This window comes from uncultured Tateyamaria sp., assembly GCF_947503045.1.
GTDB lineage: Bacteria > Pseudomonadota > Alphaproteobacteria > Rhodobacterales > Rhodobacteraceae > Tateyamaria.
This window is the reverse complement of the sequence record NZ_CANNCF010000002.1, coordinates 287766-309497: the sequence shown is the minus strand read 5'-3', so window position 1 is coordinate 309497 and position 21732 is coordinate 287766. Positions and strand designations below refer to the sequence as shown.

Genomic DNA, 21732 nt, shown 5'->3' with positions numbered 1-21732 from the left:
AATGGAAACCCTCACCGGCACGGCCCTGACGGACGCGCTTGACGACATTGCCCGCCTGCGCATCGCCGTGTTCCGCGACTGGCCATACCTCTACGAAGGCACGCTGGACAGCGAACGCGAGTACCTGCAGGCCTACGAACATTCCGAGCGGGCCATCGCGCTGGCAGTCTATGACGGGGACTGGCTGGTCGGGGCCTCGACCGGCGCGCCGCTGGCCGAACATATCGGCGACTTCGCGCGCGCCTTTGCCGAAACCTCCATCGACATCGACACCATGTTCTACTGCGGCGAAAGCGTGCTGCTGCCACGCTATCGGGGGCGGGGCCTCGGCCACCGCTTCTTTGACGAGCGCGAGGACTACGCCCGCGGCATGGGCTTTGAAAAGATCTGTTTCGCCAGCGTCATGCGCCCGCCCGATCACCCGCTGAAACCGGCCGCCTATCAACCGCTTGACCCGTTCTGGAAAAAGCGCGGCTACGAACGGCTCGCCGGTGTCGTGGCGCAATATGCGTGGAAAGACGTCGATCAGGTGGTCGAGACGGAAAAGCCCCTGCAGATGTGGGCGCGCGATCTCTAAGCGCGGCGTTCAGCGGCAGATCTGTGCCGCCCGGTCGCCATAGGCCTTCCAGCGCAGCCAGAATCGCTCGTCGGCGGAGCGGTTCGACGTGCGCACCTCTTGGGCGGAATGCGGGTTCTTGAAGAACCCGACCCCGCGGCGCTGGTCATCGGCATTCAGGGACTGGTTGGCCACCGCCTGCACGCAGCCGCATTGCGCCCGGTTTGCCTGTTTGCGGTCCGATTGCAGGCAGGCCGAATAGATCGGCCCCGTGGCAAACAGGGACACCGGCGCACGTGGAGCACTGGCGCTGGAATAGCGCCCGGACCCGCTGGAACAGGCGGTCAGGGCGATGGCGGCTACACCCGTGATCAGGATCAACGTTGGTCTCATAAAAGAACTGCTCTGCTCTGCTCTGGCGGGTTGTCCCGCTCTGACGGCGCAAACTATGCCGGATTTTGCCGCCAAGAGCAATTCACGATGCAGAGTGCTGTTTGGGCGATGTTTACCGCGCCGCAAGGCGGTGTTTGACCCGCGCCAGTGGCCCGCCTATATCGGAGCGAGCAAAACCGGAGTTTCCCATGGCCCGCACCCGCCTGATCCTGATCGCACTCATCGCCACCGCAACCCTCGCCGCCTGCGAAACGGCCAAAGGGGTGGGACGGGACATCACGCGCGCAGCCGACGCGGTAGACCGGGCAATTTAAGCGCAGCGCCGCAGGCGGTGCGCTTCACCCCGGCGGCATGTCGCGCAGCGATGCGCGAGAGGGGCGCGAACCACCACGCCCTCCCGTAGGGCGGGGTTTCACCCCGCCACGCCAACCTCTCCAAGAATCCCCCGGCACGGACCCAAAGCCACCCGCCACCCGCAGCGGTCCGATAACAGCACTACAGATATCCCAACCCGCCCGGAGGCCCCGCCGGACCGCGCCCGACCCTCCCCCCGGGAGGGCGCATTGGTGATGTCACGCACCAAAGCCGTGTTTTGAGCGTGACCTCGCCGCGCATCGCCGGACCGGAACACGCGCCCACCCAGGCTCGGGCGCTTGCGCCAAGAGTGCTGTCTCTTCGTAGAAACTTGTCTGGGTAGGGCGGGGTTTCACCCCGCCGCCAAACTCATGGCAAACTTCCACGCAGCTTTTGCAACTGATTGAACGCCTTCGTTGGTCGAAAGGTAAGTTCCAACACCAAACTTAATGGCCCATTTGGTTCCAGCTTCGCCAGCCGTTTCCGCCGCTTTTTCCAGGGCAACATCGAGTTTCCCGCCGCAGTATTTGGCAATGACAACGGCTATGGCCCAGAGTTTTTGAGCCAGAGGCGCGATGCGTTCGGGATCGGGTTCGCTCTTTTCGACTTCTTGCTCCAGCTCTTCCAGCACAGGCCAAACCAACTCGATCTGGCCTCGCAATGCGACCTCTTGGTTCTCCAAAGGCGGGCCTTGGTTGTGGCCAACAGACGGGCTGTGATTTGCCGCACGGAGGCGGGACACCTCTCCCTTGAGCGCGGTGATTTGGTCGAGCAAGTCTCGTTTGGCCTCAATCCCCCGGATCGCTTCGGCGACCTTTGCCAGCGCATCCTCCCCCTCCCACAGTTCATCCGGCAAGGTCGCCACCTCGATCGCCAAATCCCAGTCGCGAAACGTGCCGTCCCACATCTGCGCGTACCACATGCGCCAGAATGCCCAGTCGACGTGATGTCCAAGAAAGTTCAGGAAATTATCGTGATGTATCGAAGACGCCATTGGTACAGCAGTCTTCCCCCACACAGGAGTTTGCAAAAGCGCAATTTGATTTTCTTTGGCGTCATTTGAGGCGGCGGAATAGGCGGAGGCCTTGGATGCAGCAATATTGCGGTCGTCTAGCCGGTATTCGGCCGCTTCGGCCGCGGAACTTGCAGAAGCGGCAACGGCAGCTGGGCCGGTGGAGAAGGCGGCAGACGCTGCGGAGCAGGACGCTGTTATAGCTAGGAAGGTGTAGTATTTTTCCTCGGTGCCTTGGGCCGGAGCGGAGTTCGTGATGGCGGTTGCCGCTGTCTCGGCGATGCGAGAGGCAGAGGCGGCGTTACTTTGCAATTCTTCTCTTTTTTCAGGACGACCTACGCCGCGAACCGCTGTTATGAGTATTGCTCGCAAAGACTTCAAATGAAGTAAGTGTCTATCTCCAAACATGCGAAGGTTTGACGCGGTGCGAAGGGCTGCGCGGCTGCTCATCAAGCATTGCTTCTCAACACTCTGCGTCTCGAACCACGCTTTCGCGCTGTCGAAGTTCGACAAGTCGACCTCAGCCACGTGCACCCTACCCGTCATTCCGCATCCAACATCCCCAACCCGTTCACATCACCATGACACCCCGCTCCCACATCCGCAAATTCTCCCTCATCCCCAAACCACCCGCATTAACCCCCCATTAACAAACCCCACCGCACGCTCTGTTAACCCGGCCTTCCGTGCACAGCCGGTGTACGCGCGGTGCACAGGGTGTGCACGCCCCGTGCACCTCCAATTCGCGTTAAAACACAGGCGTTAACCCTCGATTCGCGCAGCCTTCGGGAAACACCCCACCGAACGTTGCGTGGCGCGACGGTCTGGGCCATTGACCAAGCCCCACTTCCGCGACATATCCAAGCCCATGACACCGCTTTCACATATCCGCAATTTCTCCATCGTCGCCCATATCGACCACGGGAAATCCACGCTCGCCGACCGCCTCATCCAGTCGACCAACACGGTCTCTGAACGGGATATGAAGGCGCAGCTGCTTGACAGCATGGACATCGAGCGCGAGCGCGGCATCACCATCAAGGCCCAGACCGTTCGCATCAACTACACCGCCCAGAACGGCGAAGATTACGTGTTGAACCTGATCGACACGCCCGGCCACGTCGATTTCGCCTACGAGGTTTCCCGCTCGATGCGCGCGGTTGAAGGCTCGCTTCTGGTTGTCGATGCGAGCCAGGGGGTCGAGGCGCAGACGCTCGCAAACGTCTATCACGCCATCGATGCCGATCACGAAATTGTACCTATTCTCAACAAGATAGACCTGCCTGCCGCCGATTGTGACCGGGTGGCCGAACAGATCGAGGACGTCATCGGGATCGACGCCTCGGGCGCCATTCGGGTCTCCGCCAAGACCGGGCAGGGCATCACCGAAACGCTCGAAGCCATCGTGCAGCATTTGCCCGCCCCCAAGGGGGTCGAGGACGCGCCCCTGAAGGCGATGCTGGTGGACAGTTGGTATGACAGCTACCTCGGCGTGATCGTTCTGGTGCGCGTGATCGACGGACGGCTCAAGAAGGGGGAGAAGGTCAGGTTCCTCTCCAACAACACCGTGCACCACGTGGACCGGATCGGCGTGTTCCGCCCCGCCATGCAGGTTGTCGACAGCCTCGGGCCGGGCGAGATCGGCTTTCTGACCGCCTCGATCAAGCAGGTGCGCGACACCCGCGTGGGCGACACCATCACACACGAGCGCAAGGAAGTGACGCCGCTGCCGGGCTTCAAGCCCGCACAACCCGTTGTTTTCTGTGGTCTGTTCCCCGTCGACAGCAACGAGTTCGAAGACCTGCGCGACGCCATCGACAAGCTGGCGCTCAACGACGCCTCCTTCAGTTTCGAGATGGAGACCTCTGCTGCCCTCGGTTTCGGCTTTCGCTGCGGCTTCCTCGGGCTCCTGCACCTCGAAGTCATCCGCGACCGCATCGAGCGGGAATATGACATCGAGCTGATCACCACGGCGCCATCGGTGATCTATCACGTCTATGAACGCGACGGGTCGATGACCGAGCTGCACAACCCTGCCGACATGCCTGACCCGTCCACCATCGACCATGTGGAGGAACCGCGGATCAAGGCGACCATCCTCGTGCCCGACGACTACCTCGGTGACGTGCTGAAACTGTGTCAGGAGCGGCGGGGCATCCAGATGGACCTGACCTATGCAGGCAGCCGCGCGATGACGGTCTATGACCTGCCGCTCAACGAGGTGGTGTTTGATTTCTACGACCGGCTGAAATCCGTGACCAAGGGCTATGCGTCCTTCGACTATCAGCTCACGGGGTACCGGCAGGACAATCTGGTCAAGATGTCGATCCTTGTGAATGACGAGCCAGTGGACGCGCTGTCGATGATGGTGCACCGCGACCGGGCGGAGATGCGGGGGCGGGCGATGGTGGAGAAGCTCAAGGACCTGATTCCGCGGCACATGTTCAAGATCCCGATCCAGGCGGCGATCGGCGGCAAGGTGATCGCGCGCGAGACCCTGTCGGCGATGCGGAAGGATGTGACGGCCAAATGCTACGGGGGGGATGCCACCCGGAAACGAAAGCTGCTGGACAAGCAGAAGGCCGGGAAGAAGAAAATGCGCCAGTTCGGGAAGGTCGATATCCCGCAGGAAGCGTTCATTTCAGCGCTGAAAATGGACGGGTAACGGCTCCGGTTTTTTGCTGCCGTTGAGGGGTGTCCCAGCGTGGGACATGACTCGGGGTGTTTGAAATCAATAGGTTACAGAGGTGAATTAGGGGTTTGTTAGGGTTTTGGCAGTAGCCCAAATCTAATTGAGAGTTTGGAAGTTGCACCTGCTGCCCAACATTTCTTTCTTGCTAGGACGCTGACTAAAAATAACCCCGCCTACCAGACTTGAAATGCCGTAGGCTGCTCGATAACGATCGTCGTACCCAGTACGTATTTCGTGTAAGAATCGCCGCGACCAGTCTAAAAAACACGTACTCGGATTTGAATTTCGGGTCGTGGATAGCACGATACTTTGGTTGATTTGGAGGGGTTGGATGTATGGATAGCGAATATATTCCTGAAGGGGTTGAGTCGAGAGAAGTATATTTGACGGCTTTGGATATTCTTAAATCCACGAGCGAAGATGCTTTGATGAATGTCAAAGTCTTAATAGAAAGAATATCCAAAAAAATGGATACACCGCCCAAGCATTATTTGGTCTATAGAGACTTAAATATTGCGGCTCAAGATAGTCTTAGTCAAATCCGAAGCAAAAAAGGTCGTAATGGCGGGTACTTTAGGTTGCCAAAACCTGCCGTAGGGCTCGAAAAAACACCTACTCAGAAAGACATTGACAAGGAAAAGACTCTTGAAAAACACTTATGGCCTCTAGTGTCACTTTGGCTGAAACAAGTGAAGCGTATTCCCTTCGCAAGCGACGAAATTGCTAATCTAAAGGGCGGAGGTAAATGGTCGAACCCAGATGTTGTAGGCTTGAACCCGATTGAAGAGCTTGGGTTCTTTGATGTTGAAGTAACGACCGTTGAAGTGAAGCCGACGCTTACGCTGTGGCGCCAGTTCTTTTTTGAAGCAGTTTCGCATAAAAGGTTCTCAGAACGCGTCTATTTCATTTACAGAGCGACAAACCAAGACGCAGATCAAGTTGAAGAAATAAGAAAGTATGCTGAAAAGTATGGCGTTGGCTTAGTCAGTATGGAATTGACAGATGATGACTATGAATCTCTAAGGAATTGGAAAAGACTTGAAGAGGACGATAGGTCGGCGTTGTTGGAGTATTTTGTAGAAATAATGCCTGCTCCTTTCGAAGCAATCTCTGTGAGAGATAAGATTCAGTTTCTTAAGCAGTTGCGGATTACAACAAAGAGTGATTTGTACACATTCGGTATGTGATCAGTCTTCTTTTTGAAACGGGCACAAAAGACGCGGTGAAACCCCGCCCTACGTCAAGTTCATGTGGGCTCGGAAACGGGTGTCGCGATGTACGCTGGAATAGGGCCAGTCTTCGGGGCGTTCGACGAAGCCGTGTTTCACCGGGTTCAGCCAGCAATATCGGACGTGCGCCCAATAGTCGGCCTCATCCCGGATGTGGTGTTCCCAGAACCGGCGTTGCCATATGCCTGCATCCCCCTTGGCGATTTTGCTTGGGGAGCGGGGTAGGGTGGGGTTCCACCCCACCGCGTGTCCGAGCCGTTTCGCATGGGTGGGTTGAAAACCCACCCTACCGTTGTCGCGGATGTTGCGTGTGAAACGCGCTTTGATGGCGCCCCAGCGTGTGCCGTAGTTGCGATCTCCCGTCGGCAACGTCCAGACGCAATGCAAATGGTCGGGCAGGACGACCCATGCATCTATCTCGAAGGGCCGTTCGTTGCGGGTGATCCGCACAGCGCGGCGCAGCGCTTCGACCTCGTCGACCAGCAGCCGTCCGCCCCGTTGCGCGAGGGCGACGGTGAAGAAGATGGTGGCGCCGGTGACCTTGGGGCGGAGGTAATTGGGCATGTCGGATCATGGGTGTGGGATGGTTAATAGTGCGTGAAACCACCCAATCGGCTTTTTTTGGTGGGCCCCAAAACCGCCCCATACGACACCAAATCTGACCCATCCTAACGCACCGTCCTACAACAGAATTTCCCACTTATCCCCGACTTATCCCCTGAAAATAACTCATAGTATTCAACACTTTATCCACAAGAAATTCCGCATCGGCCCTATTTTTCTGTTGCGCGACTCGGGGGCTTGTCGCAATCTCAATTCACCGGCGCAGAGTTCTTCGAACAAAGCGGTGGACGCAAAGACCCCTCAGGGTGGCAAGCAGAACTGGATAGGTCCCTCGGGGTCAGGTCAGTCGAGCAGAAGCCAGGAGGATGCAGGCTCATATCGTTTGGATCGGAAACGGTCGTGACGACAGGGCGGTGTCAAAAGGGTTGATGCGGGGGAGCGTGGGTCGCAAGGCGCGCACTCTCGGTGACGGGTGGCAACACCCCGAGCAAGCTGGGCCCAAATCGCCCTCTGGGGGGATGATAGGTTCAAGAAGGCGTCAGGCTGGCGAGGGCTTCGGTCCGGACCACCGGGCGCCTTTCGCTTTTTCAGCCCCGCGCAACACGCCGCCGCACGGCTTGATTTGTGTCAAGGCGCGCAGGCCCACCCCGCCCCATCCTGTCTGTCGAACAAGACAGGAGATGGGTGATGCGCATTGCAGACCGACAACAGGCCCTTGAGGCCCGCCGCGCCGAACTGGTGGGCGATCTGACCGAGATCGAGCATCAGCTGGATGCCCCGGCCCCGAAAGACCTTGAGGATCGCTCGTCCGAGCGGCAGGGGGACGAGGTGCTGGAGGCGCTCGGCCATGCCGAACTGAACGAGGTCAGCCGCATTGACGCGGCCCTTGCCCGGATTGCGGCCGGGACCTACGGGGATTGCGTGAAATGCGGGGTCGAGATTTCGCAAGCCCGTCTGGACCTGCTGCCTGCAACGCCGTTCTGCAAGTCCTGCGCCATATAGGCGGTTGGGTATAGGGCGCGCTGCGCGGGGCGGTTTCTACCTTGGCGCGCCCTGTCAGATGAATTCCGCGCAGAGCCGCGAAGTCTTGGCATTTTCCGAGGCGCTGTCGATTTTTTTGGATTCCTTGTCGGAGGCTGTCATCAGCTTGCCGCAGGCCTCTTGTGCCGCTTTTTCGATCTTCTTGAAGGCGTTGGCGCGCAGGGTCTTGGCCTTGCTGAGCTTGAGCGTTTCTGGCTTGTCCAGGGTCGGAGCGACCGCCTGTTCTATATATTTGATCATGACCGGCGTGTATTTCTTGACGCTCGCCTTGCGGCTGGCCACGTGCATGTATTCGTGTTTGACGATATGGGCGTAGCAGGGGCTTTTGCGGTCGATTTCCTTGGCGTACTGGATCGAGCATTTGACCACGATTTCGACCGTGACCTCTTTGATCGCCAGTTTGACCGTCTTGTTGATCGGGTCGGTTTCCTCGTCCCAGTTGACCACGATCGAGGTGCAGGTGCAGGAGGAGTCGGTGACCGAGACGCCCACTTTGCCCCGGTCGGCCCCTTTCTGGATGGTTTTCAGCGGGGAGAGTTTGACGGGGATCGAGCTGTCGAATTTCACGTCGATGGAAAATTTGGTTTTGTTCGCCATGGCGGTGTGTCCTTTGGCAATGATTTTCGTAAATGGTCCGGGGTGAAGTGCCCCCGGGGTGATGAAATGGTGGTGCCGGTCCAAAAATATGAGGACCTTGTGATGAGGGTAAATTCTGTCCGGTTTTGTCGCAATGGGTTTGCGTTGATGGCGTGTGTTTGAGCGGATGCGCGCCGCGCAAAGCAAAGCGGCCCCGGCTGGGTCAGCGGGGCCGCTTTGGCGTCGTCTTTGCGTCGGGTTTACTTGTAGCCGAAGGCTGAGTTCGGCATCCAGTCGGGGGATCCGATTCCGGCGCGCATCATCAGACACGCGCTGCCTTTGCGTTGAAAGTACAATCCCTCGAGTTCGTACCACCCCGCTTCGGGTACAACGGCTTCGACCTGTTCGCTTGGGTCACAGCCGTGTACGCCGTCGAAAAACACAACTTCCTCGCCGCCGATTTTCATCTCGAGCCCGTCATTGCTCATGAAGTCGATCACGTAGGTGCCGGGGGCGTCGAAACGCACGTAGCCATTGATCACCGCGATAATCTTTTGTGCTTTGCCCGAGGTCAGTGTTTCATCGCCTTCGGCCGTGTCGCGATAGTCGAGCCCTGCCAGCGGCTCGCCCGGTTTGGCTTTCTTATAGGCGCGGCTTGCCTCGCTCAGGGTGCGCACGCTGTCAAAATAATAGCTGACCCCCAGCCCCTGCTTCAGGCCGCTTGGTTGCGGGTTGGCTGGTTTGAGTTGCAGCGGGGCGGCGAAGGCGGCTGTGGCCACCAAAAGCGCGGCACCCGCCAGAGCGGCCGTCTTTAACATCTTCATTCATTTACTCCCCTTGGTCTGGCCACTTTGGTGTGACCTTGAACGGCGGCACTCTAGAATGGAGTCCGGCGTTATGACAACAGGCGAGCCGTTATTGTGATGATGCCCTCAGGGCGCGCGGTAAAAGAGGTAGCGTTCGGGGTCGATCGTGTCCGGTCCCTTGATCTGTTCCAGCCCGATCAGCGGTTGTTGGGACAGCACCAGCCCGCCCGGTGTCATCACGTCCGCGATCAGCGGGCTGAGCGCGCCCCCTTCGGCGACGTCCAGTTCCTTGACCCCGTGCCCGAAGTCATAGTGCGCCAGCGCCATCCGGTGCCCGTGCCCGGCCAGTTTCCGCAGCATGTCCTCGGCCTCGCCCTGCAGAAAATCCTGCGCGGGGGGCACGCAGCTGGGATGCGGTTTCAGCACGCGGTCGATCACCCAGATGCGCCGGTCCGGGATTTCCTGGCGCAGGTGGTCAAAGGTGCGCCCGTTGCCGAGCCCCATTTCAAGGACGTCGCCCGGTGTTTCCCTGATCTGCTGGGCCGCCCAATTGATGCCGTCGATCTGCGCGGTGAGGCGGCGGCGCATGGATTCAAGTCTGCTCATGTGTCTCACTCTCCATCGTCCATGGGGCTGCGCCGCCGTCCAGCAATTCGTGCAGGAATGCGGCGGAAAATGTCCAGATAGCCTCCGTATGCACAAGGTGGTGTGTCAGCAGGCCGAACGGCTCCGTACTGTCTTCGGCGCCTGTGCGCCGCGCGTCAAGGTGCTGGCAGGCCTGCGCGATCAACTGTTCGGGATCGACGAGGTCGCGGCTGCCTTTCCACCAAATCGGATCGATGTGGGTGTTGATCTGGGCAAGGCCGGGTGCGGCCTGCACATCGATGCGCGGACCAAAGGTCGACAGGGCGGTGTAGCCTTGCGCGGCCAGCGCCTCGACCACCTCGGCCCCGATCCTGTTCCAGGGTGGGACAAACATCGCCCGCAGGTCCGCGCCAAAGATGTCGCGCATCCGGTCGATGGCGCGGCTGGCATCGGCCTGCGCGTCGCTGCGCGGGGTCAGGAATTCGTTCTTTTTTCCGACGCCGCCGCTGTGATCCTGATGGGCCCAGCCATGCACAACCGGGATCAGGATGTCCGGGTCCAGCCGATCGACCAGCGTGTCATCGACATGAGCCGGGATGATGGCAAGGTGCACCGGAATCCGTGCCTGCGCGCTGGCCGCCATCAGGCGATCAAGGGTAGGGGTGGCAGAAATTGCATCATCATCGCGCCACCAGACAGGCAGGGCGATACCGTCGCTACGCAGGCGCGCAAGGGCGGCGCGCAGAGGGGCCCAATCCGCTGTCATCGGCGCTGATCCGCCAGCATTCTGCGGGCGATTTCGACGGACCGGACGGCCCCGTTCATTCCCGACATGCGCGGTCTGCGGGCGCGTTGGCCCTGCACGTCCTCAAGCGCCATGACCAGCGCCGGACCGCTGAGCGCGTCCTGACTCAAGACCTCGATCCCGTCCTGCGAGCTGAGGGCCGCAGCGCGCAGCCCCTGTTCCACTTCGCCGCCGTCGTCAAAGGGCACAAGCACGGACGGCACCCCGGTTTGCATCACATCAAGCGCGGTGTTGTAGCCGCACATCGACACCGACGCCGCCGCCCCCTGCAACAGGCGGCGATAATCCGGGCGGGGCCGTTCGATGCTGACATGCTTGGGGGCCTTGCGGATCAGCCGGGCGCGCCGCTCGCTTTCGCCGCTGACAAGGAACAGCCACGCCAGATGGGGCGTCAGGTAGGCCGCGTCGATCGCCGCCTCGAACAGGCGATCCCCGACAGCGCCACCGCCCGCGCTGACCAGCGTCAGCCCGTGGGCGCCGGGCATGGCCGTTGGCGGGGCCGGGGCGACAAAGCCCGTGTAGTGCAGCATGTGGGCCAGCGTATCCGTGACCGGCCAGCTGCGATCCAGCGAGACGACCTCGGGGTCGGAATGCACCAGAACCCCGTCATAGAACTGCGCCACCATCTCTTCGGCAAATTCGGCCTTGGCCGGGGTGCTGGGCGGGGCGAGGATGTCGCGGATCGAGGACAGGACAAGCGGGCGCGTGTCCATCGCGTGGGCGGCCGCAAGCAGGGCGCGGAATTCGTCGCGCAGGACGCGACGGCCAAAGGGGAACAGCTCGGTGATCAGCACATCCGGGGCGTCGTCGGCCAGCGTCGCGATCAGCAGATCCTGGCGCGCCTGCCGATACGCGTCAGAGGCCTCGGCCCCATCGTCACCCAGAAGGGTGGAAAAATCGGTGCCGTTCGCGCGCAGGGGCGGCAGTTGCACAAGGCGCAGGCCGCCTGCATCGAAATGCGGGGCCGGTGTGCCGCCGCTGACCACGGTGACCGCGTCCCCGGCGTCGCGAAATGCCCGCCCGAGGGTCAGCGCACGGGCCAGATGGCCCGAGCCAAGCAAATGTGTGACGACAATCATTACCTTCATGAACCGACCCCTGTCAGACGGATGGGCCCGGGGTCGGCCTTCCAGTCCGTGCCATCGATGTGCAGCACAAAAAGGCGATCCCGCTTGATGCTAAATGGCGCGGGTCCTTCAAAATTCCACCCGGTTGCCATGGCCAGCAGCACCCGCATCACACCGATATGACATATGGCGAGTGTGTCCTGTGTCAGGCCCATGGCCCAGGGTTGCAGGCGCGCGCGCAGATCGTCCGGGCATTCGCCCTGCGGGGGGCGAAAGTTCCAGCCCCAGGTTTCGATATCGCAAAAGCCCGAGGCCGGATCGGCCTTGAGCGCGCTGCCCTGTGCCCCTTCCCACTGGCCCCAGTCCATCTCTGTCAGGGCCGGTTCGGGGCGGGCGGGCTGGCCTGTGATCAGTTCGGCCGTTTCCATGGCCCGCGACAGTGGGCTGGCGACCACATCCGCGTTCGCCCAGTCTTCGGGCAGCTGCAGGCTGCGCAGGTGCGCCCTTGCGGCGTCATCCAGTGGGATGTCGGTGCGTCCCTGAATGCGGCCCGCGCGGTTCCATGCGGTGTGGCCGTGTCGCAAAAGGGCGAGGCGGATCATGCAAGCGCCTCGAGTGTCTGTTGCAGGGTCTTGGTGGCTGCTCCGCGCAGGTGGTGTGCGGCGATGTCCGTGCGTGCCTGCGTGCCTGCCGCGCGGCGCAGGCTGGCGTCTTGTGCGAGGTCCAGAATGTGTGCAGCCATTTCTGCGGCACCGCCTTCGACGCTGGTCATCCGCCCCTTGACCACGTCCCGCACGCCGGGCCGGTCTTGGGCAACCACAGGGATGCCCGCCGCCTGCGCCTCAAGATAGGTGAGCCCGAAGGCCTCGTTCACGCCGGGCCAGAGCAGCAGGCTGGCGCATGCGTAGAGGTCAGCGAGGGCGTCCGCATCGAGCGCGCCGCGCAGCGTTACGCGTGTGCCAAAGGGGGCCATGAGGTCGGCCACTTCGCTGCGGGCCGGGCCGTCGCCTGCAATATCGAGATGCCAGTCGAGCGTCTCTGGCAGGGCGGCAAGGGTCTGTGCGATCAGCGCATAAGAGGCCAGCTTGTCCCCGTGCCGCATCATCCCCACGCTCAGCATCGGCCCGCTCAGCGTGCTGGCGGCGGGCAGGTCGGCGCGCGCGAGAAACGGGGCGAGGTGGCGCAGGTGCTGCCCGTCAGGTGCGTCGCGGCGCAGCGTCTCTGCATCGCGCAAGGTCAGGTAAAAGATGGTGTGGGCCGCATCGCTGGCGGACTCGGCCGCCCTTGCAAAGCGCGCCCAGGGGCCGGTCAGCCGTTTGCGCGCGCGGGTGCTTTCGATCTGCAGGTAGGGGATGTCGAGAGCCTGCGCTACCTTGGGGCCGATCAGGTCGGGGGCCTTGTAATAGTTGTGATAGGTCAGCCAGAGGTGCCAGTCCTGCACGCCGGGTGAGGACAGGATCCGGGTGACTTCGGCTTGGGCGGCGGCGAACAGTGCGTCTTGTGCCGCGCTGTCACCCTGTCCGTCATAGAGCCGCAGATCGCTGGCCTGCGTGACGCTGTGCCCGCCCTCTTGCAGCGCTGTGATCAGCGCGCGCGCCATGGCCCGGTCGCCCGACGGAACGGGGTGGTCGGCGGGTTTGAGCGGGGCGAAAAAGGCGATGTTCATGGGCCCATCACCGCGCGCAGGCGCTTTGCAAGGTGGTCGATGCCGGGTTGCATGGTGAATTCGGCGTGCAGGCGCGCGTGGGCCGCTTTGGCGAGGTTGGGGCCAAGGTCGGGCGTGTTGGCCAGCCGCGCGATTTCGGTGGCGATCACGCCGGGATCATCGTCGCACAGGATGCCATGGGTGCCGGTGTCGATGAATTCGGGGATCGCGGAGACGGGCGTGGACAGGATCGGCAGGCATTGCGAGGCCGCCTCCATCAGCACATTGGGAAGGCCGTCGCGGTCACCGTCTTCGGCCACGCGGCTCGGCAGCACAAAGAGGTCGGCGGCGCGCATGGCGTCGATGACCTCGGGCTGGTCACATGCACCGCGCCACGTGATGCGGGCGCTGATACCGTGGGTTTCGGCGCGTGCGCGCATCGCGTCGTTCAGCGCGCCGCCGCCGATATGCGTCCAGTGCCAGTCGATGTCGGCGGGCAGCTGTGCCAGCGCGTCGATCAGCCTATCAAAGCCCTTTTTCTCCACCAGCCGCCCGACGGACAACAGGCCAAAGCGGTCACCGGCCTTGCGCGGTGCGCGCGCGGGCGGGTCGGGAAAGCGCGACAGGTCCAGCCCGTGATAGACCAGATCGACAGGGGTGGAGGCGGCCAGATCGTTCAAATGTTCGGCGCCAAAGGCGGTGCAGGTCGCGCCATAGGCCGCCCCCGTGGTGTCTGCGGACAGCTTTTCGCGCAGCTCCCATTCGGGCGAGGTCCAGATGTCCTTGGCATGGGCCGAAAACGCCCAAGGGATGCCGCGCAGGCCTGCGGCGTAGCGTGCGACAGAGGCTGGCGTGTGCAGGAAATGGGCATAGATCGCGTCGGTGCCCGCAGGCAATTCCCGCGCCATCACGCAGGCCTGCCCAAAGCGGCGGACCCGGTTGCGGGTCTTGTCGCGGGCAAGATCGCGCAAGAATTGCGCGGCCATTCGCCAGAAGCGGGGCCGGATCAGGGCCGCGAGCACACCGCGCAACACGCGCAGGGGTTCGTCGTGCAGGTATTCGGGCAGGTAGCGCACGGGCGCGCGCAGCTGGTCATGCAGCGGATGGGTCTTTTGGTCGGTGGGATGGCGCAGCGACCAGATCTCGAAATCGATCCCGGCCCGTTCCAGCGCCACCAGTTCCTGCGCGATGAAGGTCTCTGACAGGCGCGGCCAGCCCTTGACCGCAATGGCGAGACGCGGGCCGCTTGCGCTCATTCGGCGGCGTCGATCAGTGTCGAGCGCATCAGCGCGGCGGCGCGTTCAATCACCACGTCCAGCCCGTCCAGCAACCCGTCGGCCCCGGCCTGAGAGGGGCGGTTCTGATGGGGCAGGGCGCGGATGGCAGCGATCATCGACTGGGGCGTCAGCCCGTCGCGGAATTCGTCGAGATTGCGCACAAGGCCCAGTTCCTCGGCCCGGTTGGCGCGAATCCACTGTTCCAGCCGTGGCTTGGTGCGGGGCACGATCACGGCGCGCTGATCAAAGGACAGCACCTCGCAGAAGGTGTTGTAACCGCCCATGCAGATCACGCCCTGCGCGCCTGCAAAGAGCGATTCAATGCGACTGTCAAACCCGGTGGCCGTCACCCGACCATCCAGTGCTGCCACGCGCGCTTCGAAGGCATCGCGGGTGTCACCGGACAGGAAGGGGCCATAGACCAGCACCGCATGGGGGGCGAGGTCGGGGTCCTGTTCGTAAGCCGTCAGCACCAGATCAACCATCGCCTCGCCATCGCCGCCGCCACCGGGGGTGACGAGGATATAGGGGGTGTCGGGCACGTCGGCGGGGTCGATGATGGCGCGGCGCAGATAGCCCGTCCAATGGGTGCGTGCGCGCACGTCATCCGACAGGGGCAGACCTTGTGTCGGGTCATAGACCGACCTGGGCCCATAGACCCACAATTCGTCGTAATACTTCTCGGCCGCGCCCAGCGCGCCCTTGCGCTCCCATTCGGAGGCGAGCACTTCGGGTTCGTCGAGCACATCGCGCAGACCAAGGACAACGCGGGTGCGCCCCTCTTGCCGCAGCGCTTCGAGCGTCGGCAACAATTCGCCGCGAAAGCCGGTGGGTTCCTTGTCGACGATCAGAAGATCGGGGTCATATTGGGCGATGGTCGAGCTGATCAGCCCCTCGCGCAGCGACGTGGTCGCCTCAAGATCCATGCCCGAGTTCTGGCTGACATAGCTGCCATCGGCCAGTTTCTTGACGCCGGGCAGGCGCAGGTGGTCCACCGCGCGCGGAAAGGTAAAGCGGCCTGCCACCGGGCTGCCGGTCAGGATAATGGCCGAGCCCGCGGTACCTGATTGCGTGAGCGCAGAGGCCAGCGCACGGCTGCGGCGCAAATGGCCAAGGCCAAACGTGTCATGACTGTAGAGAACGACCCGGCGCGGGCGCTGCCCGGAAAGGCCCGGAGTGGCAAGTTTCAATGCGCCCATCGTGATCGTCTTGTTCCTGTTCTTTTTGGCCCCCTTTTGCAGAGTGACCAAAAAACCTTTGTCGTTGGTAGCGCAGCATGCCTTGCGATTTCAAGCCATAGACCGCAGCGCAGGCCCTGACCGGACGGGCTGTGCGCATTGGCTGAGCAGCCCATGATTGCGCTATCGCATGGAAAACCGGCCATTGCAAAACACGCCCGTTCACATTTGCCGCGCGGCGCAATTGTTTTTGACGCGGCACGGGGTTAGCGTTTTGACGGGTGTGCAGGGGGATGGCCACAAAATGAAGATGAACACGATTTGGGTGTTGATGGCTGTGGCCGTTCTTTGGGTCGTGGCGTGGGCGCATGTGCCGGCACAGGCGCAGGGCCTGGGCAATCTGCTGACCCCGGCCGAGACCGGCACGCCGTCCGAGATTGACGAGCTGATGCGCGCGGCGGCTGAAAACGGCGTCAGCGTGGTTGTGATCGATTCCGATGGCCGCGTGCTGAACGACATCGACACCTCCGCTCCGGCGGCAGACGCGCAAGGCATGGGCAGTTCGCTGATGTCCATGCAGGACGATGCGATGGCCTTTCGCACGGCCCTGTCGGACGGGTTTGCCAACCTGCCCGCATCGATCAACGAAGTGCTTTATATCCTGCGGGCCACAAGCCCGGACGGGACCATTTTCGCCTATTTCAAAGTGCTGTTTTTGAGCCTTGGACTGCTGGGCGTGGGCATCCTGTTTCAGAACGAGGTCTACGGCAAGCGGATCGTGAAGGGTTTTGTGGTTGGCCGCATTCTGGAAAAGCCGGTGGGCTATGGCCAGAAGATGCCGTTCCTCATGTTCCGCTTCTTCATGGGCCTGATCGGGATCGTGATTTCGATGGCCGTCGCCTTTATCCTCGGGACGATCATCTTTGGCCCGCTGGAAAACCCGGCCCTGCAATTCACCGCGACGCTGATCAACATTGCCTATTTCGTGATCCGGGTGGTGACCAGTACGTGGCGGATGATCCTGTCGCCTTACCTGCCGCAATACCGCATTCCGCTGCTGTCGGATCCCGATGCGAAAAAGCTGTATCTGTGGCTCTGTGTCGGCACGATCCTCGGCATCTCGACAGTGCTGTTCGGGATCTGGATCCGCGAGCTGGGGCTGAATTTCGACGTCTATGTCTTTCTCTATTCGCTGCTGTCCTTTGTGGGGATGGTGCAAAGCATCCTGATCGTGGTGTTCAACTGGCGTGCGGTCACCAATGCCATTCTCAACGGCACCCCACCCGAAGCGGCCAGTTGGGTGTTGCGCACCCTGTCCCGCCTTTGGGGGCCGATCAGCATCGCCTTTTTCCTGTTTGCCTGGGGCGAGCAGACCTTTCATCTGGTGCTTGGCAATGCCGATGGCGTGCCGCTGCTGGTGGGGGGGTGGATCATCCTGACCACGATCATCGTGGTCTACGGCGTTCTCAATTTCTATATCGAGCGCGGCTTTGCCCGCCGCCGCTATATGCGCGAACACCAGTCCGTCGACCCGGATGACGTGGACGAGGATGACGTCGCCCCCATGGGTCCGCCACGCGGCGCGCTGACCTCGTTCGAGGATCTGGCCCGCCGCATCGCGGGCATCATTGCTTTTGTTGCCGGCAGCTACGCCTTTATCGGCATGTGGAGCCCGGGCTTCGGCATCGAGGATGGCAGCATCGCCGCGCGGCTGCTGGACGTCGTTGTCATCATCTTTCTGGGCTATATCGGCTATTACGCCTTTCGCATCTGGATCGACCGCAAGATCGCGGACGAGCAGGGCGATATGGGCGAGGGCGAGTTGGGTGACGAGGGAGGCGGGTCGAGCGCGTCCCGTCTGGCCACCCTGTTGCCGCTGTTCCGCAATTTCATGCTGATCCTGATTGTGCTGACCATTTTCCTGATCACGTTGATGGAGATGGGGGTGAATGTCGGACCGCTCTTTGCCGGGGCAGGTATCCTTGGTGTCGCCGTGGGCTTCGGCAGCCAAAGCCTTGTGCGCGACATCTTTTCCGGAGCCTTCTTTCTGTTCGATGATGCGTTCCGGCGCGGTGAATACATCGATGTGGGCGGGGTCAAAGGCACGGTCGAGAAAATCTCGGTCCGGTCGTTCCAGTTGCGCCACCATCTGGGCGCGCTGCACACCATGCCCTTTGGCGAAATTCAGGTGTTGACCAACTATTCGCGCGACTGGGTCATCATGAAACTGCCCCTGCGCGTGACCTATGACACCGATGTCGAAAAGGTCCGCAAGATGATCAAGAAGCTGGGTGTGGCCCTGCTGGACGATCCGGTGATCGGCGACAACTTTATCCAGCCGCTGAAAAGTCAGGGCGTGATCGAGATGCAGGATTCGGCGATGATCATCCGGGTCAAGTTCATGACCAAGCCCGGCGATCAATGGCTGGTGCGCAAGAAGGTCTACGAGGAAATCCGCGAGTTGTTCGCCCGCGAAGGCATCAAGTTCGCCCATCGCGAGGTCACTGTGCGTCTGGCGGATGACAAAAAGCTCGACGAGTTGACCGAGGAGGACCGCAAGGCGATCACGGCCGCCGCTCAGGCCTCGATCGAGGAAGACCTGATGGAAGGCGGCGCTCAGGACGGGGACGACCGATAAAGCCCCTCGACAAGCGGACGCAAAGGGCATAGGCGCGCAGGCTTGGCGGCGGGTCTGTGCCCGTGGCCCCGCTTTGACAGGACCTGACCCCGTGATCACACCGCTCCAGACCGCACTGACCGCCCGCGGCTACACCGACCTCACCCCCGTGCAGGAGGCTGTGACCGACCCGGACCTTGTGGGCGCTGACCTGTTGGTGTCGGCCCAGACGGGATCCGGCAAGACGGTGGGATTTGGTCTGGCGCTGGGCCCGACGCTGCTGGGGGACGAACCGCTGTTTCAGATGGCGGATGCGCCGCTGGCATTGGTCATTGCGCCCACGCGCGAGTTGGCGATGCAGGTCAAGCGTGAGCTGGGCTGGCTTTACGGTGAGACTGGCGTGGTCATGGCGTCCTGCGTTGGTGGCATGGACATGCGCGATGAAAAGCGCGCCCTTGCCCGTGGTGCACATATCGTCGTCGCCACACCCGGTCGCTTGCGCGATCACATCATGCGCGGCTCGATTGATCTGAGCGCCATTCGCGGCGTCGTGCTGGACGAGGCGGACGAGATGCTTGACCTGGGTTTTCGCGAGGACCTCGAATTCATCCTTGGCGAATGCCCTGACAGCCGCCGCACGCTGATGTTCTCGGCCACGGTGCCCGCGCAGATCGCGAAACTGGCCAAGACCTATCAAAAAGACGCCATCCGCATCGCCACCACGACGGGCGAAAAGCAGCATGCCGACATCACCTATCAGGCGATGATGGTGGCCAATCACGACGCCGAAAACGCGATCATCAACGTGCTGCGGTTCCATGAGGCGCCCAATGCCATCGTGTTCTGCAATACCCGCGCCATGGTCAACCGCGTCACCACGCGCCTGTCCAATCGAGGGTTTTCCGTTGTGGCGCTGTCGGGGGAGTTGACCCAAGGCGAGCGCACCAATGCGCTGCAGGCGATGCGTGACGGGCGGGCGCGGGTCTGTGTGGCCACGGACGTGGCGGCGCGCGGGATCGACCTGCCCAACCTCGATCTGGTGGTGCATGCCGAACTGCCCTCCAACCATGAAACCCTGCTGCACCGGTCGGGCCGGACGGGCCGTGCGGGCCGCAAGGGCACCAGCGCGCTGATCGTCACTGCCAAGGTGCGGGCCAAGGCGACGCGCATTCTGAAATCCGCACAACTTGATGCGGAATGGATCGACGCGCCGTCTGCCGATGCTGTGCGCGCAGCGGATGAAACCCGTCTGATGGATGATCCGATGTGGACGGATGAGATCGCCGAGGGCGAGGCCGAGATGGTCGCCAAATTCGTCGACGCCTTTAGCCCCGAACAGCTTGCCGCCGCCGTGCTGCGCATCCATGGCCTGCGCCATTCTGCGCCCGAACATCTGTCGGCTGTCGCTGGTGGTGACAAAGGCCCCAAAGCGCGCGCGCCATTCGGGCCGAGCACGTGGTTTTCCGTCACCGGCGGGCGCGATCAGGGCGTCGAAGTGCGCCGCCTGCTGCCCATCATGTGCAACGCGGGCGACATCACCAAGGACGACATCGGTGCGATCCGCATCGTGAATAACATGTCCTATGTGGAGTTGAAAACCGAGGCGGTCGCAGGCTTTGTCCAGAACCTTGGCGGGGCCATGGAAGTCGAAGGCGGGGCCAAGGTCACCCAGCTTGACGGTGTGCCGGATGCGGCAAGCCAGCCCAAGCCACGGTTTGAAGGCAAGCCGGGGGGCAAACCCAAGCGGGATTACGGGGACAAGCCGAAACGCGACTATGGCGACAAGCCCAAGCGCGACTTTGACGACAAACCCAAACGCGGCTTTGCCGATGCGCCCAAGCCAAAGAAACCTTCGGCCAAAAAGGTCTGGGACCCGGATGCCGCGCCTGCGCCCAAGTCGCGCAATGATGCCGCCCCCATCGACTGGAATGACACGTCGACCCCCAAGCCGCGCAAGCCCAAGCCGGGCACCAAGCCCAAGGGCAAACCGGGTGGGAAGAAGCCGTTTGCCAAGGCTCCGAGCACGCTTGAAAAAGCCGTGCAGGACGGCAGCGTCAGCGCGCCGAAAAAGGCCAAGTGGAACAGCAAGAAGAACAAGGCCCGCCGCGCCGCTGGCGGGCAAGGCGGCGCGCAGCCCCCAAAACGCAAAGGGTAGGGCGGGGTTTCACCCCGCCGTGGCTTAGCTGTAGGGGTCCAGACTGTCGCGCAGACCGTCGCCAAGGAAATTGAACGCCAGCACCACGATGATGATCGGCAGCATCGGGATCGCCGTCCACGGGTAAATCTCGATACTTGCGAGGTTTTGGGCGTCGTTCAGCATCACACCCCAGCTGACCGCAGGCGCGCGCAGGCCAAGGCCCAGGAAGGACAGTGCGGTTTCGCCGAGGATCATCGCGGGGATCGACAGCGTGGCACTCGCGATCAGGTGGGACATGAAATTGGGCAGCAGGTGGCGGCGGATCACGCGGCCCGGCTTGGCCCCCATCATCTCTGCTGCTCTGACATATTCCTCCTCTCTCAGCGAGAGGAACTTACTTCGGACCGCCCGGGCGAGCCCGGGCCAGTCTAAGAGCCCAAGTATGATCGATATGATGAAAAAGACGGATACCGGCCCCCAATTGCTGGGCACCGCCGCTGACAGGGCAAGCCACAGCGGCAGTTCGGGTAGGGAGCGCAGGATTTCGATGGCGCGGTTCACGACCCAGTCGATCCAGCCGCCGAAGTAGCCCGCAATGGCGCCAAAGCCGATGCCGAGGATGAAGGACACCGTGATCCCGATCAGTCCCACGGTCAGCGACAGTTGTGCGCCGTAAGAGATGCGCGAAAACACGTCCCGCCCCAGCCGGTCCGAGCCAAAGATGAACACCGTCGCCCCCTCGGGCGCGCAGAACAGGTGGGTTTCGGTGGGGATGAAACCAAAGAGGTTGTATTCGGATTTCTTGCAGAAAAATAGCAGCGGCATGGGCCGGGTTTTGTCGGTGGTGTAGGTCCAGCGGTAATTTTCGAGGTCGGCAAAGGCCTCGGTCGGGTAGACAAAGGGGCCGATGAACTTGTCCTCGTGCCAGAACCGGATCGCCTGCGGCGGGTGATAGAGGTATTCCGCACTGCGCTCGTTTGGCGTGTAGGGCGAAAAGAAGCCCGCAAAAGGGATCGCGAGATAGGCCAGAAACAGGAAGATGCCCGAGATCAGGCCCAGCCGGTGTTTCTTGAACTTGCGCCAGACCAGCACCCAGTTGGGTGCGTCCATGTCCGTGCGGTCCAGCGCCGACAGGTCCACATTGGGATCATACGGGGCGTCGTCGATAAAGCGGCCGTCGGGAAGGTTGCTCATGCTC

General features: G+C 61.9%; 20 protein-coding genes. 7 read left to right on the top strand and 13 right to left on the bottom strand.

What is annotated here, in order from left to right; all coding sequences use genetic code 11:
- Position 1 precedes the first annotated feature (1 nt).
- Positions 2-577: a GNAT family N-acetyltransferase gene (locus tag Q1A89_RS09895; RefSeq protein WP_299729103.1), complete on the top strand. Its 576-nt coding sequence runs from the start codon at positions 2-4 to the stop codon at positions 575-577.
- 9 nt (positions 578-586) lie between these two features.
- Here the strand turns inward: Q1A89_RS09895 and Q1A89_RS09890 are convergent, their stop codons facing one another.
- Positions 587-949 (bottom strand): hypothetical protein, encoded by a 363-nt coding sequence (locus Q1A89_RS09890; protein WP_299727002.1) that lies wholly within the window; start codon positions 947-949, stop codon positions 587-589.
- A gap of 188 nt (positions 950-1137) precedes the next feature.
- On the opposite strand from Q1A89_RS09890, the gene Q1A89_RS09885 reads away from it, so the two are divergent.
- Entirely contained in the window at positions 1138-1263 is a 126-nt protein-coding gene (locus tag Q1A89_RS09885) for an entericidin, EcnA/B family (protein WP_299726999.1), read from the top strand.
- A gap of 392 nt (positions 1264-1655) precedes the next feature.
- On the opposite strand, the gene Q1A89_RS09880 is transcribed toward Q1A89_RS09885, so the two are convergent.
- The gene (locus tag Q1A89_RS09880) at positions 1656-2828 is read right to left on the bottom strand and encodes a hypothetical protein (protein ID WP_299726996.1); all 1173 of its coding nucleotides are present in this window, start codon (positions 2826-2828) and stop codon (positions 1656-1658) included.
- A gap of 355 nt (positions 2829-3183) precedes the next feature.
- On the opposite strand from Q1A89_RS09880, the gene lepA reads away from it, so the two are divergent.
- Both lepA and Q1A89_RS09870 read left to right on the top strand, forming a co-directional pair.
- Positions 3184-4980, top strand: coding sequence for a translation elongation factor 4 (gene lepA, locus Q1A89_RS09875; protein WP_299726993.1), 1797 nt, complete (start codon positions 3184-3186; stop codon positions 4978-4980).
- A 362-nt stretch (positions 4981-5342) separates the two neighbouring features.
- Complete coding sequence (locus Q1A89_RS09870; protein WP_299726990.1) at positions 5343-6194, top strand: hypothetical protein; 852 nt, start codon at positions 5343-5345, stop codon at positions 6192-6194.
- 48 nt (positions 6195-6242) lie between these two features.
- Here the strand turns inward: Q1A89_RS09870 and Q1A89_RS09865 are convergent, their stop codons facing one another.
- Positions 6243-6800, bottom strand: a complete 558-nt coding sequence (locus Q1A89_RS09865; RefSeq protein WP_299726987.1) for a transposase — start codon at positions 6798-6800, stop codon at positions 6243-6245.
- A gap of 687 nt (positions 6801-7487) precedes the next feature.
- On the opposite strand from Q1A89_RS09865, the gene Q1A89_RS09860 reads away from it, so the two are divergent.
- Complete coding sequence (locus Q1A89_RS09860; RefSeq protein ID WP_299726984.1) at positions 7488-7802, top strand: TraR/DksA C4-type zinc finger protein; 315 nt, start codon at positions 7488-7490, stop codon at positions 7800-7802.
- Between the two features lie 54 nt (positions 7803-7856).
- Here the strand turns inward: Q1A89_RS09860 and Q1A89_RS09855 are convergent, their stop codons facing one another.
- From Q1A89_RS09855 to Q1A89_RS09815, 9 genes are all read right to left on the bottom strand, one after another.
- Entirely contained in the window at positions 7857-8438 is a 582-nt protein-coding gene (locus Q1A89_RS09855; RefSeq protein ID WP_299726981.1) for a hypothetical protein, read from the bottom strand.
- A 239-nt stretch (positions 8439-8677) separates the two neighbouring features.
- Positions 8678-9241 carry a PA14 domain-containing protein gene (locus tag Q1A89_RS09850; RefSeq protein ID WP_299726978.1) on the bottom strand — a complete coding sequence of 188 codons (564 nt, stop codon included), beginning with the start codon at positions 9239-9241 and terminating at the stop codon, positions 8678-8680.
- A 108-nt stretch (positions 9242-9349) separates the two neighbouring features.
- Positions 9350-9829 carry a class I SAM-dependent methyltransferase gene (locus Q1A89_RS09845; protein ID WP_299726975.1) on the bottom strand — a complete coding sequence of 160 codons (480 nt, stop codon included), beginning with the start codon at positions 9827-9829 and terminating at the stop codon, positions 9350-9352.
- Positions 9816-10574: a polysaccharide deacetylase family protein gene (locus Q1A89_RS09840; protein WP_299726972.1), complete on the bottom strand. Its 759-nt coding sequence runs from the start codon at positions 10572-10574 to the stop codon at positions 9816-9818. Before Q1A89_RS09840 ends, Q1A89_RS09845 begins: the two co-directional genes overlap by 14 nt.
- Positions 10571-11701, bottom strand: coding sequence for a glycosyltransferase (locus Q1A89_RS09835; protein WP_299726969.1), 1131 nt, complete (start codon positions 11699-11701; stop codon positions 10571-10573). Before Q1A89_RS09835 ends, Q1A89_RS09840 begins: the two co-directional genes overlap by 4 nt.
- Positions 11698-12282 carry a histidine phosphatase family protein gene (locus Q1A89_RS09830; protein WP_299726966.1) on the bottom strand — a complete coding sequence of 195 codons (585 nt, stop codon included), beginning with the start codon at positions 12280-12282 and terminating at the stop codon, positions 11698-11700. Before Q1A89_RS09830 ends, Q1A89_RS09835 begins: the two co-directional genes overlap by 4 nt.
- Positions 12279-13346, bottom strand: coding sequence for a glycosyltransferase family 4 protein (locus tag Q1A89_RS09825; RefSeq protein WP_299726963.1), 1068 nt, complete (start codon positions 13344-13346; stop codon positions 12279-12281). The genes Q1A89_RS09830 and Q1A89_RS09825 overlap by 4 nt, the downstream gene beginning before the upstream one ends.
- Positions 13343-14581: a glycosyltransferase gene (locus Q1A89_RS09820; RefSeq protein ID WP_299726961.1), complete on the bottom strand. Its 1239-nt coding sequence runs from the start codon at positions 14579-14581 to the stop codon at positions 13343-13345. Before Q1A89_RS09820 ends, Q1A89_RS09825 begins: the two co-directional genes overlap by 4 nt.
- Positions 14578-15801 (bottom strand): hypothetical protein, encoded by a 1224-nt coding sequence (locus tag Q1A89_RS09815; protein ID WP_299726959.1) that lies wholly within the window; start codon positions 15799-15801, stop codon positions 14578-14580. The genes Q1A89_RS09820 and Q1A89_RS09815 overlap by 4 nt, the downstream gene beginning before the upstream one ends.
- Positions 15802-16090: 289 nt before the next feature.
- On the opposite strand from Q1A89_RS09815, the gene Q1A89_RS09810 reads away from it, so the two are divergent.
- Together Q1A89_RS09810 and Q1A89_RS09805 are read left to right on the top strand one after the other, a co-directional pair.
- Positions 16091-18418 carry a mechanosensitive ion channel family protein gene (locus Q1A89_RS09810; protein WP_299726957.1) on the top strand — a complete coding sequence of 776 codons (2328 nt, stop codon included), beginning with the start codon at positions 16091-16093 and terminating at the stop codon, positions 18416-18418.
- Between the two features lie 91 nt (positions 18419-18509).
- Positions 18510-20552 (top strand): DEAD/DEAH box helicase, encoded by a 2043-nt coding sequence (locus Q1A89_RS09805; protein WP_299726955.1) that lies wholly within the window; start codon positions 18510-18512, stop codon positions 20550-20552.
- A gap of 24 nt (positions 20553-20576) precedes the next feature.
- Here Q1A89_RS09805 and Q1A89_RS09800 read toward each other — a convergent pair whose 3' ends face one another.
- Entirely contained in the window at positions 20577-21728 is a 1152-nt protein-coding gene (locus tag Q1A89_RS09800) for an ABC transporter permease (RefSeq protein WP_299726952.1), read from the bottom strand.
- Positions 21729-21732: the final 4 nt, after the last annotated feature.

Excerpts from the sequence above, each read along its gene's own strand:
- Q1A89_RS09895 (WP_299729103.1), top strand. The coding sequence starts at position 2 with ATGGAAACCCTCACCGGCACGGCCCTGACGGACGCGCTTGACGACATT.
- Q1A89_RS09890 (WP_299727002.1), bottom strand. The coding sequence starts at position 949 with ATGAGACCAACGTTGATCCTGATCACGGGTGTAGCCGCCATCGCCCTG.
- Q1A89_RS09885 (WP_299726999.1), top strand. The coding sequence starts at position 1,138 with ATGGCCCGCACCCGCCTGATCCTGATCGCACTCATCGCCACCGCAACC.
- lepA (WP_299726993.1), top strand. The coding sequence starts at position 3,184 with ATGACACCGCTTTCACATATCCGCAATTTCTCCATCGTCGCCCATATC.
- Q1A89_RS09870 (WP_299726990.1), top strand. The coding sequence starts at position 5,343 with ATGGATAGCGAATATATTCCTGAAGGGGTTGAGTCGAGAGAAGTATAT.
- Q1A89_RS09865 (WP_299726987.1), bottom strand. The coding sequence starts at position 6,800 with ATGCCCAATTACCTCCGCCCCAAGGTCACCGGCGCCACCATCTTCTTC.
- Q1A89_RS09860 (WP_299726984.1), top strand. The coding sequence starts at position 7,488 with ATGCGCATTGCAGACCGACAACAGGCCCTTGAGGCCCGCCGCGCCGAA.
- Q1A89_RS09855 (WP_299726981.1), bottom strand. The coding sequence starts at position 8,438 with ATGGCGAACAAAACCAAATTTTCCATCGACGTGAAATTCGACAGCTCG.
- Q1A89_RS09850 (WP_299726978.1), bottom strand. The coding sequence starts at position 9,241 with ATGAAGATGTTAAAGACGGCCGCTCTGGCGGGTGCCGCGCTTTTGGTG.
- Q1A89_RS09845 (WP_299726975.1), bottom strand. The coding sequence starts at position 9,829 with ATGAGCAGACTTGAATCCATGCGCCGCCGCCTCACCGCGCAGATCGAC.
- Q1A89_RS09840 (WP_299726972.1), bottom strand. The coding sequence starts at position 10,574 with ATGACAGCGGATTGGGCCCCTCTGCGCGCCGCCCTTGCGCGCCTGCGT.
- Q1A89_RS09835 (WP_299726969.1), bottom strand. The coding sequence starts at position 11,701 with ATGAAGGTAATGATTGTCGTCACACATTTGCTTGGCTCGGGCCATCTG.
- Q1A89_RS09830 (WP_299726966.1), bottom strand. The coding sequence starts at position 12,282 with ATGATCCGCCTCGCCCTTTTGCGACACGGCCACACCGCATGGAACCGC.
- Q1A89_RS09825 (WP_299726963.1), bottom strand. The coding sequence starts at position 13,346 with ATGAACATCGCCTTTTTCGCCCCGCTCAAACCCGCCGACCACCCCGTT.
- Q1A89_RS09820 (WP_299726961.1), bottom strand. The coding sequence starts at position 14,581 with ATGAGCGCAAGCGGCCCGCGTCTCGCCATTGCGGTCAAGGGCTGGCCG.
- Q1A89_RS09815 (WP_299726959.1), bottom strand. The coding sequence starts at position 15,801 with ATGGGCGCATTGAAACTTGCCACTCCGGGCCTTTCCGGGCAGCGCCCG.
- Q1A89_RS09810 (WP_299726957.1), top strand. The coding sequence starts at position 16,091 with ATGAACACGATTTGGGTGTTGATGGCTGTGGCCGTTCTTTGGGTCGTG.
- Q1A89_RS09800 (WP_299726952.1), bottom strand. The coding sequence starts at position 21,728 with ATGAGCAACCTTCCCGACGGCCGCTTTATCGACGACGCCCCGTATGAT.